12 protein-coding genes are annotated in these 14,408 nt (G+C 41.1%); 2 read left to right on the forward strand and 10 right to left on the reverse strand.

From position 1 onward, the window contains the following. Window positions 1–91: 91 nt before the first annotated feature. The 4 genes from KKC46_18755 to KKC46_18770 form a co-directional block, all read right to left on the reverse strand. A complete protein-coding gene (locus KKC46_18755; GenBank protein MBU1055844.1) occupies window positions 92–349 on the reverse strand; it encodes a type II toxin-antitoxin system RelE/ParE family toxin in 258 nt (85 codons plus the stop codon). Beyond that, window positions 336–569: a ribbon-helix-helix protein, CopG family gene (locus KKC46_18760; GenBank protein MBU1055845.1), complete on the reverse strand. Its 234-nt coding sequence runs from the start codon at window positions 567–569 to the stop codon at window positions 336–338. The genes KKC46_18755 and KKC46_18760 overlap by 14 nt, the downstream gene beginning before the upstream one ends. Before the next feature lie 205 nt (window positions 570–774). Further along, complete coding sequence (locus tag KKC46_18765; GenBank protein MBU1055846.1) at window positions 775–1,908, reverse strand: ATP-binding protein; 1,134 nt, start codon at window positions 1,906–1,908, stop codon at window positions 775–777. A gap of 139 nt (window positions 1,909–2,047) precedes the next feature. Beyond that, entirely contained in the window at window positions 2,048–2,362 is a 315-nt protein-coding gene (locus KKC46_18770; GenBank protein MBU1055847.1) for a hypothetical protein, read from the reverse strand. 150 nt (window positions 2,363–2,512) lie between these two features. On the opposite strand from KKC46_18770, the gene KKC46_18775 reads away from it, so the two are divergent. Continuing rightward, a complete protein-coding gene (locus KKC46_18775; protein MBU1055848.1) occupies window positions 2,513–2,755 on the forward strand; it encodes a hypothetical protein in 243 nt (80 codons plus the stop codon). Between the two features lie 388 nt (window positions 2,756–3,143). Here the strand turns inward: KKC46_18775 and KKC46_18780 are convergent, their stop codons facing one another. The 5 genes from KKC46_18780 to KKC46_18800 all read right to left on the reverse strand — a co-directional run bounded on the left by KKC46_18780 (window position 3,144) and on the right by KKC46_18800 (window position 10,768). Beyond that, entirely contained in the window at window positions 3,144–4,202 is a 1,059-nt protein-coding gene (locus tag KKC46_18780; protein MBU1055849.1) for a VPLPA-CTERM sorting domain-containing protein, read from the reverse strand. A 727-nt stretch (window positions 4,203–4,929) separates the two neighbouring features. Next, window positions 4,930–7,977 (reverse strand): efflux RND transporter permease subunit, encoded by a 3,048-nt coding sequence (locus KKC46_18785; GenBank protein MBU1055850.1) that lies wholly within the window; start codon window positions 7,975–7,977, stop codon window positions 4,930–4,932. Beyond that, complete coding sequence (locus tag KKC46_18790; protein ID MBU1055851.1) at window positions 7,974–9,062, reverse strand: efflux RND transporter periplasmic adaptor subunit; 1,089 nt, start codon at window positions 9,060–9,062, stop codon at window positions 7,974–7,976. Before KKC46_18790 ends, KKC46_18785 begins: the two co-directional genes overlap by 4 nt. Window positions 9,063–9,110: 48 nt before the next feature. Then, entirely contained in the window at window positions 9,111–10,457 is a 1,347-nt protein-coding gene (locus tag KKC46_18795; GenBank protein MBU1055852.1) for a TolC family protein, read from the reverse strand. Window positions 10,458–10,486: 29 nt separating this feature from the next. Further along, window positions 10,487–10,768 (reverse strand): hypothetical protein, encoded by a 282-nt coding sequence (locus tag KKC46_18800; protein ID MBU1055853.1) that lies wholly within the window; start codon window positions 10,766–10,768, stop codon window positions 10,487–10,489. A 235-nt stretch (window positions 10,769–11,003) separates the two neighbouring features. On the opposite strand from KKC46_18800, the gene KKC46_18805 reads away from it, so the two are divergent. Then, the gene (locus tag KKC46_18805) at window positions 11,004–12,557 is read left to right on the forward strand and encodes a sigma 54-interacting transcriptional regulator (GenBank protein MBU1055854.1); all 1,554 of its coding nucleotides are present in this window, start codon (window positions 11,004–11,006) and stop codon (window positions 12,555–12,557) included. Window positions 12,558–12,639: 82 nt separating this feature from the next. On the opposite strand, the gene KKC46_18810 is transcribed toward KKC46_18805, so the two are convergent. After that, window positions 12,640–14,247, reverse strand: coding sequence for a hypothetical protein (locus tag KKC46_18810; GenBank protein ID MBU1055855.1), 1,608 nt, complete (start codon window positions 14,245–14,247; stop codon window positions 12,640–12,642). Between the last annotated feature and the right edge of the window lie 161 nt (window positions 14,248–14,408).

Below are 14,408 nucleotides of genomic sequence, written 5' to 3' on the forward strand. Positions count from 1 at the left end.
CAAAATACCGGAAATTACCAAAGGAAAAACTATATGAAGGAAATTGGCACGAAATTGGGGTGACCCCCTATTCCGATTTTATTCGTTCGCGTCAGTTGTAAACATCTTTGCGATGTCCAACTTTAACAATCCATACAGTAAGTTCGTCATCTTGGATAGAATAGATTATGCGGTACCGGCCATATCTCAAACGATATCTTTCTTGGCCGCTTAATTTTTTACATGTTGGTTGGCACGGGTTATCGCCAAGTGATTCAATACAGCTAAGTATCTTTGCTAAATCTTTATCCGGAATTGATTTAAAATCTTTCCAAACCGACTTTTTGAAAAATATTTTATATTCGGCCATCTTTTTTAAGCCTCTTGATCATTTGCTCATAGCTGATTAAAGGCTCATCAGCTCTTTGATCGAATGCAGCAATATCTTCAGCATCTTCAGCAAGAGCTTCTTTCAATGCCTCATTAATTATTTCTGACATTGAGCGCGATGTCTCAAGAGCTTTGAGCCTTAATGCCTGATGAAGATTCGGATCTAAATAGATAGTTGAGCGTTTTGATAATGTTGCCATAATTTCACCTCCAAATTTAAGATGGTGACATCATAACATCACAACGTTTTGATGTCAATGAGTTTGAAGCGAACGGACGGTGTCAGTAGATGCCTGATTCACAAAGATTGAAAAAGTATTAGTCTTCTTTTCTATAAATAAGTTTATAAGTTGCCTACGTACCCAATACTACATCCTGTATTATTTTATGCTGAGCCAGATCTTTTCAGCTCAATTTTAACTCGGAAAGCCATTTATGGGCAAAACGAATTTCAGCCCCATTTGGAAATGTTTTTTCTCTTTTCAGTTCCTTTACTACCTGTATCATTTTTATCTGTGGAAAATATTTTTTAAATATCTCGAAATTTGAACTCAGATTTTCATCATTCCATTTTACTTCCAGCATTAATGAAGGTGTATTATCAGTTGTAATACAAAAATCAATATCTCTGCCATCTTTGTTCATTAAATAATAAAGTTGTTTTGTTTCTCCAATACAATCCTCCAAAAAATAAATTTGTTTTTGTAAGGCACAAGCAACAATATTTTCCAGTTTAACACCCGAATCGCCTACGACCTGCCCTGTATCGTAGAAATAGAATTTGGGCATTTTTTGAATCGCCCGGGCAATGTTTTTATGGAATGGTGGCACTTTAAAAATGACGTACATGTTTTCAAGAATTGTAAGCCACCTTTTGACTGTTTTATCCGAGCATTGCAGATCCCGGGCCAGAGAATTGTAAGACACCGGACTGCCTACTCTGTTTTTTAACAACTGGATAAGAGTTTCTATCTGTACGATCTGCTGAACATTTTCAAGATCAATCAGATCCTGCCTCAAAATAATATCGAGATGTGATTTTTTCCAGCGGTTATAAAATCGTGTTGTACCATTAAGAAACGGTTCGGGAAAACCACCAATAACCAATAGCTTATCAAGCTCATCTTCAAGATTTTCCGGGTTTAAATAGTTATAAATTTCCTTTAAATCCAAAGGATGCATTCTGAATTGGAAAAATCTGCCTGCCATGGAATCGCCGACTTTCTTATATGTATCAAGTTTAGCGCTTCCTGTAACAACTATAGATGGGGGAATGCCTTCCGTATCATAAACGCCTTTAAGCCAAGACTTCCAGTTTTTAAGCTTATGAAGTTCATCAAAAATGACAAGTTCTTTTGATCGATCCCAGGATTTTTCTTGTAAACTCAAACGGTCGTCCATATTATCAAAGTTGAAATAATCAAAATCTCCTTTCAACATTTTGGACAATGTAGTCTTTCCTGTTTGCCTTGGTCCGGTCAGCAGTATAATCTTTTTATCTAAATCTTCTTTAATATATTTTGTAAGGTATCTTTCCATAGCGACTATTCCGGCATGCATTCCGAAATAGTCAAGACTTTTTCGGAATGCATACCGGAATAACCGTTCAACTTATCGGTCATTTCAAAAATTGTTGATACAGCTTATAATTGTTGATGCGCGCTTTACATTAAAGTGTTTAGACAAACCAGCAGCCATTAGTCAATTGGCAATCTAATGAATCAAGGGCCATATGAATTACCAACCCAATGCCGACATAACGTAGTTTCGGGATAAAACAAAGTGCAACATAAAGTACTATGGGTAAAAAACCATGTAAAGGATGGAAGCCGATACTACAGCGCCCGCCATCATATATCGGATTTGCAATAAGATGGTCGATGTCTACAAGTATTGTGGAAATCATTATAAAATAAGCTGATTTCCAATCCCGCCGAAAGAACAGGAAAGCAACAATTGCCGGAATAAGAAAATGCAAACAGATATGTATAATCAACTCCTTTTATTATCCATCAGGATAATATTTTTGTGCTCCATCCAACAAGTAATTTAACAGATCTTAATATTTTCCCTTCAGGGATGAGAGTAAGAAAAGTGAATCTAAGATTTTTCACTGATAGCATAATAAACGCGAATATTAAATATGTTATATCAAATTAAGCGCTCAATGCATCCAAAAACCATAGAAGGTGCTAAAAATAATATAAATTTAACAGAGATAATTTCAAAACGTTTCAGTTTGGTCAAGGTCAAGGTGGGCGAAAGTTTCAACCACAGGAATACATTGTTTTTAAATCCCAGAATTCCGGGATTGTATGCATGGAACAACACACAGGCGATATTACAGGCTGGAATATCAAATGGGCTGATGCCCAAGATCGATTAATTCACCGGCTCGTTCCTCGCCGCCCTTAGCTTAGAGTTCATCCGGTGAATCAAGGTGGTCGGAAGATTCGATTGAAAAAGTATTAATGTCTTCTTTTCTATAAATAAGTTTATAAGTTGCTTACGTTCCTAATACTACCCATTGAATTTATGTCCGTTACGAGGCTCAATACTCAGCCTGCACTTTCCTCTGTCAACGCTTCACTAAAGATGTTACCATCATTAATGCATGACTCGGGGCTGGTGTGGGTGGTTAATCCTTCACCATAGGGCACTTTCAGCCACTACTTCCTGCCGGTTTTAATCGGCGCTCCCAAAAGCGGATTTGACCCCAAGCACACAAATTTTGTCCTAAATTCTTTAAGATTGTAAAATTTAAATATTATTTTTTAAATTTTTCTTCTAAATCCCACAATCCCAATCAACCCAGAACATAGTAGCCAGATAGCCCCAGGAAGAGGAACCGGGCTGGTTGAGTAATTAATAATGCTTTGAGGCGGTGCGTTCTCTCCTTCCAACGTGAAACCCTCAGGTAATTCAATCCCTATGGTTGCGCTGTGTTGGAAATCCACGTACCCACTGGCAGCAGCCACCTCTCCAGTATCGCCAATTTCAATCTCACTAAAGTCCTCTAAATATGCATGGGTTGCTCCTCCACCTACTAAACCGTCAATCATCCATTGGTCACCGTTCTGAATAGGCACTGATAAACTCACTCTCAAGCTAAGAGCGTCTGGATCCTGACTTATAAATTGAACATCTGTGTGGATCTCTGGTAATGTTGGATTATAAAGAACCTCTCCAGAAGGTAGTGAGACCTGTAAAGCTTCTATCGTATATATGCTACTATCGTTTGGTATCATGCTTGTATCTTCGGAGTTTGCATATTCACCACTGAGGCTGTAGGACGTACTATTGAGGTAATTTCCTCCTGCTGGAATCACAGTGATGCCGACAGCGCCCACTATCGCCAATGATGGAGCACCAAACTCGTAATTGAAAGAACCTTCAACATCAATAAAGACAGTCCCATAGGCTGGGTTGCCAATCTCCTCCGGTCCTCTTGCAATGGAATCATAAAAGATAGCGCCCGCTATGTTAGCATAATATGCAGGTTCATTGGTGCCTGCTATCGCGTTTATCAGGTTTTCGGTGCGTGTAACAGTTCTGGCGGTGTCTAAACTGTAACCTGAATATCCCTTGATGCTTCCAGTGTTATGGTTGATGTCAATACTATTAGTGTGTATGTATTGTTCATTACTGACAACAGGACCGGTATTATAACTATATTGGGTAGACACGCCATCACCAAATGTTAGGATTGAGTCGCTCGAATCACTGGGGTAAATGCTGGAAAATACCCAGCCAAAAGACGGGATTGGCAAAGAAAGTACAAATAAAAGAGATACCGAAATACTAAATAATGCAATGCGTGAATGAATTTTCATTTTCCTCTCCTATAATTGGTTAAGTTCAACAGGTTGATCTATCTGAACAATGATTACAAATGGTACTGATATTTTAATGCACGCTTATGCATGTTTGCTGCTTATTTTTCCTCCTTTACCTTTAGGAGGATACCCAAAAAATTAATAATAAATAGACAATGCCCCCCAACATGTCCAGGCAGTAGAATGCAAACCTCCCCATTGAAAAATGTCACATCTATGTTAAAATTGACACATGCTGAATAGTGCATTTTTCAGTTGTTTATCTTAATTCCATGTCCGTTTAATTGTTCACAATTTCTAAAAAAAACAAAAGCCCCATGCTTCAATTATATGAAGATTGGGGCTTAAGTATATTCAGTCATATTAAATCCTAAAGAGCTATGAAAATGGATTATTTATTCCGGAAAACGTTAAAATAACATAACTTGTATTATGAACAATAATACGCCAGGGGTCAAGTTCGCTTTTGGCTCTTATTTTCCATATTAATAAGTTCGTCTATACATTTTTGATATTTATGGACTGGCGTTATTCAAAATGGAACTAAATTTATTAGCAAACCTTTTGAAATTTATATTTTGTTATCATGATTTACATTAGAAATCTACTATTTCCATGAAAATGTTAGATTTACTTTTTACAGGAATACACTGAATTAAAAAACATAACTATGATATGCCATAATTAAGGTAAAGGTTTAAATTATAGCTGAAGGTGTTTTATCTTACGGTTTCGCCTTGTACCATGCGGCATATATGGCCGGCAGAGACACAAGTGTCATTATTGTCGCACCAAACAGGCCTCCGCCGATAGCTACTGCCATAGGCCCCCAGAATACACTGAATGAAATGGGGATCATGGCTAAAATGGCCGCCGCTGCGGTTAGCATGATAGGACGAAAACGAAGTACTGTTGCATTTATTATCGAGTTCCATACCGATTCTCCGGCTTTAAGCTGCTGATCGATCTGGTCGATCAGGATAACGGTATTGCGCATGATAATACCTGCCAGAGCCAATATCCCAAACTGGACGACAAATCCCATGGGCCGACCCGTAAGAAATAGCCCCAGGCTGACACCGATTATGCCCATGGGAGCCGTAAGCAGTACCAGTACTACCTTGGAAATACTATGCAACTGCAATATTAAAAGTGTTGTGATAATCAGAATCATCAATGGCACAGGTTCAAGAAGCCAGCGGGTACTCTTGATGCTAAGCTCCATGGCTCCCCCGATTTCGATGCTGTAGCCTTGTGGAAGAGATTTGCGAAGGTCTGACAGATTTTTGAAAACTTTTGCGGTTGCATCATTTCCCAAGACACCGGGGATTGTTCCGGCCTGTACCGTGATGGTCGGCTTCAGATTTCGCCGCCAGATCAAGCCTTCTTCTGCATCGTAGCTTATTGTCGCGATCTGACCGAGAGGGATAAAGCGGCCCCTGCCGATGTGTATATTGAGATCCTTGATTCCGGATAAATCGGACCTGTTTTTTGCATCTGCACGAATCACAATGTTTACGGTCTTGTCTTTTTCCCGAAACTCGGCAACCGGTACGCCCGACAGAAGACTCTGAAGATTAAGAGACAAAGTCCGGCTGTCAATTCCAAGTATTCTTGCTTTGTCCTGATCAACGGTTAGATGCATGACTTTGTTTTTTTCATTCCAGTCCTGATTTACATTCCTAAGATTACTATCGGCCGCCATGACATCACGTACCTGTTTTGCAATGTCACGAACCTTTTGATGGTTAATCCCTGAAACACGAATCATTACCGGATAGGCATCGGATGGCCCGGTATTAATTACTTTGGCAATACCGCGTACATTTGGAAAGCTGGTAGTAAATATTTTTTTTGTTTTTTTCACAAGCCTGTTGCGTGCTTCAAAGTCCCTGGCTAAAATGATAAATTGTGCAAAATTGGTGTTGGGAAGCGTAGGCTCGGCGGTAAGGACGAAACGAGGCGCTCCTTTTCCTATATAATAGGAATATTGTATAATGCCCGGATCGTTGCTGATATGTTTTGCAAACTCATGTGCTTCCTGTTCGGTGGCTTGCAACGATGCTCCTTCGGGCAGGCGTAATTCGACTACTACTTCCGGTCTTGTAGAGGCCGGAAAAAACTCCTTCTTCACCTTTCCCATTAAAAAAACGGAAGCTATTAAGCTGGCCACGGTGGCCGCAATTACCAGCCAACGGTAGGTCAGGCACCATACCAGGATTCTTTTGAACAACCGGTAAAAGAATGTATCATAGATATTATGCTCATGACCGGCAGGAGTATGTTTTACTTTCACGAGGCTAAATCCGATCAGCGGCGTGACAGTAACTGCAACCACCCAGGAAATAAGCAAAGCAATCGTTACCACCGAAAAGATGCTTCCGGTAAATTCGGAAGCACTGCCCTTGGAAATAAACACGGGAATGAAACCTGCGCTCGTAACCAGGGTTCCCGTCAGAAGAGGAAAAGCAGTTGCTTTATAGGCAAAGGAAGCCGCAGAAAAGCGGTCCCATCCCTGTTCGAGTTTAACGGTCATCATTTCTATGGCGATAATGGCATCATCCACCAAAAGCCCCAAAGCAATGATAAGCGCCCCTAAAGAAATCTTATGGAGGTCGATTCCCAGAATTTGCATTGCAATAAAAACGCCTGCAATTACCAGTGGGATGCAAAGAGCGACAACAAGGCCGGATCGCAGCCCCAGGCTTAAGAAACAGACAATGATTACAATAATTACTGCTTCCGCCAAAACCTTAATGAATTCATTGATCGCAGCTTTCACAACTTGCGGCTGATCGGACACCGTGTTTAGTTCCAAACCCAGGGGGAGTTCTTTTTTGATGCGCTTTATAGCCTCATCGAGGTTTTGCCCCAGGTCCAGAATATTGCCACCTTTTTCCATGGATGCTGCCAGACCTATGGCCGGCAGACCATTATAAAACATCTTGGGTTCCGGTGGATCTGCATAACCACGTTTGATACCCGCAATATCACCCAGGCGAAAGGTACGTCCTCCGGCCCGAATTGGCAAACTCTTAAGCTCCTTAACCTTTTCAAACATACCTGTTGTACGGAGAAATATCTTATCTGTGGATGTTTCCATCATGCCGGAAGGAGCCATGGCATTCTGAGCCGCAACAAAGCGGGCGATAACAGCCGGATCAATACCCAATAAGGCAAGCTTGCCGTTTTCTATCTCGATAGTGATTATCTCGGGCTGAACCCCCAACAACTCAACTTTTTTGATATCTTTTATACGCAAAAGGTTTCGACGGATTTTTTCAGCTCTTTCCCGCATTTCCTCATATGTAAAACCGTCACCCGTAAGTGCATAGACACAACCAAAAACGTCATCAAAGCGATCATTAAAGAAAGGCCCAACAACACCTTGAGGAAGCGTTACCTTTATATCGTTGACCATATTACGCACTTCAAGCCAGGTTGGACGAACCTCGTCTTCGTGGACATCATCTTCTTTTAAAGCAACATATATAATGGATTTTCCCGGGGTGGAGTAACTCTTGAGATAATCCAGACCCGGTGTTTCCTGGAGCTTTTTTTCAATCTTGTCTGTTACCTGCTCTTCTATCTCTCTGGCGCTGGCACCTGGCCAGGCAACGCTTACGATCATCTGGCGGATAGTATAGTCAGGATCTTCCATGCGTCCCAGGTTTTGATAAGAAATGACTCCGCCAATAAAGGTAATAAAGATAAAATAGTAAATTATCTGCTTATGATTCAGCGCCCATTCTGTCAGATTAAAGGATTTCACTTTTTGTCACCTTCCATAACTTTCACCTTCTGACCTTCACGCAATTTATGAACACCGGCTGTAACAATAACTTCTCCTGTTTTCAAACCATCCGAGATCTGAACCCGGCCATTTCCGAAAATGCCCGTCCTGACCGGTCTGAGCCAGACTTTTTCTTCCCGGACTATCCAGACACAGGGGGTTTCTTTAGTTTGGTACAGAGCTGACAGGGGAATAGATGCAATAATGGTTTGATCATCCGGAGCTGCGATTTCTACTTTAGCTGTCATGCCCAGTTTGATTTCCGGCAATTGTTGTAACAGACTTACGCGAACCTTGTAAGTACGGGAAACGGGGTTCGCCATAGGCGATATTTCACGAATTTTGCCTGCAACAATCAAATCAGGCAGAGCCCAGAAAGTAATCCTGATCAAAGTAACATTTTTAAGATCACCAATACGGTTTTCAGGAACATAGATTTCAATCTCTAATTCTTTCTCATCTACCATAGTTATTACAATCTGTCCGGGGCCCACGACTTGTCCTGCCTCGGCACTGATTCCGGAAACCACACCCGAACGATCCGTACGCAGTGAACTGTATTTTAACTGGTTGGATACCTGTACATATTGAGCCTCTGCCTGCTGATACGTTGCTTGTGCTACTTCATAAGTACTTTCATAACGGTCAAGTTGTGCACGGCTGACCACATCCTGCTCGTACAATTGCCGATAGCGATTCAGGTTTTTCTCAGCCAAGTCCAATTGGGATTTAATAGCAGCAACCCGGGCAATTTGGCTGTTTACAGTTTCTGCAATATCCTGAGGATCAATCTGCATCAGTATCTGTCCCTGCTTGACCATGGAACCAAGCTCCACATATCGCTTGATTATTTTACCACCTACCTGAAAGGCTAATTGACTTTCCCTGCGGCCGCGAACCTCTCCTGAATACGAATAGTTTTTTATATTATCAGTAGTACTATCAACAATCATGGTACGAACCAGAGGGGTATCATCCTCTATCAAAGGAGCTGCCTGAAAACGGTCTTTGTAAAAAATCCCGGCAAAGATAAGACAAAATAAAAACATCAACAACAGAATCATGTATATTTTATTTCTGAGATTAGACACAAACAATTAAATACTCCTTTTTTATTTATAAATTTCCCGCAAATCGATTCCGGTAGCATAATGAGTCGCAGCCTCCGCTCTACGGTAATCATAAATAGAGCGGATGCGATTCGTCTCGGCATTTGTCATAAGGGTCACGGCATCAAGTACTTGTGTAGCCGTACCTTCACCTTCCTCATATCGTCTTTTGTTAATACGCAAATTTTCCTGCGCCTGATCCACGGCATCCTGGTTTGCCAGAATACGTGCATAAGCATTATGCAGATCAAGGGTGTAGCGCTGCAGTTCCAGTTTGATTTCATCAACAAGCCTGGCCCGTTGCTCCAGAAGCTGATTCTTTTGATACCCGGTTTTTTGTAAGTTTGCCATGGAACGTCCACCCTCGAAAAGATTTATGTTGACCCCGAACATCAACGACCAGTTATTCTCATGGAGCTGGTAGGAATTTTCCATATAATCATTTGATGCTCTCACGAAAAATTTCGGCAAAAATTCCGACTTTTTTGCAACCGTTTCAAGATTGATAGCATTTAATGTCCGGTCTACAATCTTTATTTCCGCACGCTTTTTTAAAGCTTCCATCCATAACTGTTCCAGATCAGGATTGGAAGGCGGCAAAATAGGATTATTTATCTCTTCAGCCCTGACCGGACTGTTTAGGGGTCTCAAAAGTAGATTGTTAAGATTCGCCGAACGCAAGGCTTCCAGATTTTTTAGTGTCAGTTGCTTCTGTCTGGCGTCTGACAGACGTACCTGGACCTGCAAAAGATCATTTCTGGTAGTAACACCTGCCTTGTAAAGCTTGTCCGCATCCCTGTAATGTGCCTCCAGCCGCTCAATATCCTTGTCTGCCGCAACAACCAGATGTTCTGACTCCAGCAATTCATAGAACACTACAGTAAATTCTAAAGCGGCGGAGTTTCGTATTCTGGCAGAATCAAATTTTTTTGCTTCAAGAAGCATACTGCTTGCCTGATAACGTGAAAGGCTGCCATAAAAATCAAACAGAATCTGCTGTATGCTGATACTGTATGAATAGTGATGGGAGTCGGAAGTATTGATTGCCATACCGTTTACGGTCATAGCCGGTTGACGGTCCAGACTTGTATGCCCTGCAGAAGCATCGATTCTGGGCAGAAGACCTGAACGTGCAACATTAACATCCGACTCGGCAATTCTTTCGCTAAACCCTGCGATTTTAACAGCCCGGCCTTGTTTTGTAACGATTTTCAGACCTTCTGAAAGAGTTATCATTTGCGGTACATCATCAGCAGCAATACCGGCATTTGAGTAGCAGATTAATATCACCGTAAGTAAAATTGTCCGCCACTTCTTGATCATTGATAAATTTATCTTACAATATCTCATGCAATATCTCTTTATTGATTTATAATTTATTAATCTTCCATCATAACCCAGCAGGTATGATCTACCAGACCAAACCGCTTCAGACCACAGGCCAAACAAAAGCCTACATCTGTTTTTGTATTTGTTTGTTTCCGCTCCTGCCACTGGAGAATTACGCTGATATCACTGTTGGTGGCAGAATTTATATAAAAGTTCATTTCCGGAATCGCCGGTCCCTTGAAAGTTTTACAAAATTCCTTCAAATATTGGCGGGCCTGCTCCGCAAAATGGCCGGATGTTCGAACAGCTACTATCTCCAGAAGTTTCATCATAATTTACCTCACTTTCCCTTTTTATGTATTAGCCAAAAACGTGCCAAAATATTTATCTTGCAAATACAGACATATAAACGAATTCAACAAACAAAGTTATTGTATGCAACGCCTTACGCGTTGCATTTCGCGCTTATTGCTTTACAGATTGTAATAAGCTATATTTTGACTATCTATTTTGACTGCTTATCAAAATTCGGACTTTTTTGGAGTTCATAAATAATGGGAGACACTAATGCCGATAGATGAAAATTATTTTTTCCGGGAAGCTACGCTGCGCATCTGCAGTAGTCTGGAGATCGAAAAAGCGCTATGGAACTGCTTTATCTATATCCGTGACTATATCCCGGCAGATATAATACTTATAGATATTTATGATCCGGAAACCGGGATTGGGGAAACCATTGCAAAAGCAGATTTAAGCGGAGGAAAACTTATATCCGCCAAAACTGTTGCTCCGGCGGATACTAAAAAGCTTATCGAGGAATTGCGAATAAACCCTGAAATGACACCAAAGATATTGGTGGCCAACCGAATTGGCGATCATCCGATTTTGGGCCCAATGTCCGATATTGTTGGCCACCCTGATGCCGCGTTTATGGCAATCGGGCCAAACCCGGAATGGGATTTTATTGCCGGTATTCTTATCGGTAATAACAAAGGTAAAAAATACTCGGAAAAACATGTACAATTATTTACGCTTTTAAGTGAACCTTTTACCATTGCACTCAGCAATTATTTACGTTACCGGGAAGTACTGCGGCTTAAAGAAGTTCTTGCGGATGACAACCGGTACTTACAGGAAGAGTTACTGCAGCAGGCAGGAGAAGAGATCGTTGGCGCCCATTTCGGTCTGAAGCAGGTCATGGAAAAGGTCGGCCAGGTTGCGCCCCTTTCCAGTCCTGTTCTCTTGTTGGGAGAAACTGGAACAGGAAAAGAGGTCATAGCCACAGCCATTCATAATCTGTCGCTTAGAAGAAACGGCCCATTTATTAAAGTTAATTGCGGTGCCATCCCTGAATCCCTTATGGACAGCGAACTATTTGGCCATGAGAAAGGTTCATTTACCGGAGCCCTTTCTCAGAAACGCGGCCGCTTTGAGCGGGCCCATGGCGGCACAATCTTTCTTGATGAGATCGGCGAGTTAACTCCAGGAGCACAGATCAGACTCTTGCGGGTAATCCAGGAAAAGGAGATAGAACGGGTTGGCGGATCGGAAACCATCAAGATTGACATCCGGGTTATTGCTGCTACGCACCGCAATCTGGAAACCATGCTGGCAGAAGGCAAGTTCCGTACAGACCTATATTTCCGCCTACGGGTTTTTCCGATTGTAATTTCGCCTCTGCGTGACCGACGCGCCGATATTCCTGCTTTGATCCAATATTTTATGGTGAAAAAGACTCAAGAGCTGGGCTTTTTAAAGGTCCCAACCCTCGCACCCGGTGCAATTGAAAAACTTATGAACTACAACTGGCCCGGCAATGTCCGGGAATTGCAAAATGCAGTTGAGCACGCCCTTATCCTCAGCAGGGAACAACCACTGGCCTTCGATAGTCTGGGTGATATTATTCCCCGCACAGAAGCAATAATACCAGAGAGTAACGGGAAAAACCCTTTCAGTCTTGAACAAACAATGTCAGAAGCGATTGTAAAAGCCCTGCAAATGTCCAATGGCCGTGTAGGTGGTGAAAACGGCGCAGCAAAGATTCTGGAAATTAATCCTTCAACACTTCGAACCAAAATGCGTAAGCTCGGTATCCATGCCAACACCAAAGGAACTAAATGAAAAATCCATTAATTTAATCAGTTTTACATATTGCAATGGCTTATTAAAATGACGAGTCCAAAAATCGTTACTGGTATAACACTTACCATTCATATCCCATCCTTATGGTTACCTCACTAGTCTCTATACCATCACCAAAACCGTAGCAGGCATCCTTGTCTCCAAAAAAGGCCTGAAGCTTCAGATCAGTATAAAACTGGGGGGTAAGATACCACTTGATTGAAGGTTTAAGCATATACGTACTGCCTTCACCATGTTTTCCGGGATTAACTGCTACTATAATTATTGGATTAAGCCTGGAAGCCCACCAATAGGTCATGATTTGAAACATGAACACATCTTGTTCTCTCATATTTCTGCGGTCGTATCTGAGTGTTTTGTGGTTGGCTGTTTCAAATGTGGTGCCTTCATAATGCGGAACGTAATGCGAATCGCTCAAATAGTTATTCCATTCATTGATAGTTTTATGAATCCATTCTACTGAAACTTTCGTCAGATCTTTAGAAAGCCACCTTAAGCGCAGATCCTTGTCAATCGCAAGCATTGTTTTTGTAACAGGATGATATTCAAATGTATATTGTTCAGTTCCTGCTGCATTATAATAATAACTTGATCTTGGAAGACCTATAGGATACGCCGTATATCGGGAAACCTCTCCTCTTACGATAGCTTCCAAGCCAAACGCCAACAATTGGTAACTGAAATAAGCTCCGTAAACATGTTGCTTGTTATAATTCATCTCGGCTGTTGATGGGAACGGAAGATTAAAAAATGTTGGGTTGAGTACAAAATCCTTCATTATCACGCTTGGTTCATTAACTACATCTCTGAAATATACAAAAGATAAGTTGAGTCTGTCTCCGATTAATGCAGATACCTTGGCTCCGTATTCATTATTGTTGGTGGGAACGTTATACCGGAATTTTGCAATCCCCTTATTATCGGCAAACGGCAATATGCTTGCATATGGAGCTTGCAATTGACCCTCAGATGTATAATTGGTTACTGTGTCAAGAGGCCCGAATTGAGTAGGCCTGATATCAGGAATCCACAATAAATCAAAATTGAGTCTGATTTTTGTCATTTTTGGAAGACTGTAATTGAGCCGGCCCATCCAAAGAGGAGTCTTAACATCATCGGGATTCTGAAAAAATAAATTGAAAGAAGTATCCGGCGGGTTGATAACATCATTAAGTGTTTCCAGCAGACCCTCGCCCCAGGAAACGATTTGTCTTCCCGGCCTGAAAAAGCCGTTTCCAAAATCACCTCTATAAGAAAAATCTATAAAGGCTTCCCTTAAATCACTTTCAAATCTTACGTCTTCTAAGCCGTAATCAAACCTTGAAGCACCAAGATTATTTTTGATATCGTATCTCTGTGCAGCAAGATCAAAAATCGAATCATAAGCGCCACGAAACGTTAGATGTAATTTTTCTACTGAAAACGACCCCCATTGCATTTTAGGATCAATATCAATATCGAATTTTAAAGTATTTCTTTGTTGTACTCCATATGCTTCATCGAAAAAGCCGTACTGAAGACCATTTGCATCACGTAAAACAAAACCGGATTCAAAAAACCCATGAAAACTGGTAGACATTGCAGCAGATGCATTTAAAGAGAAAATAATCAATATTACCAAAATGGCAAAAACAAAGACAACTGCTTCACCCAATCTTCTTTTACTCATATCTTTTCTCCTAAAATTTATGTTTTTAAAAAGACACAGCCTCTACCTTTTGATGATATTAGAGCCACTTTCAAAATGTTTCAGTTTGGTCAAGCTCAAGGCGGGAGAAAATTTCAACCACAGGAATACATAGAGTATTTCGAGGATTGAAATTTGAACCC

It is taken from the genome of Pseudomonadota bacterium (genome assembly GCA_018817425.1).
Lineage (GTDB): Bacteria > Desulfobacterota > Desulfobacteria > Desulfobacterales > RPRI01 > RPRI01.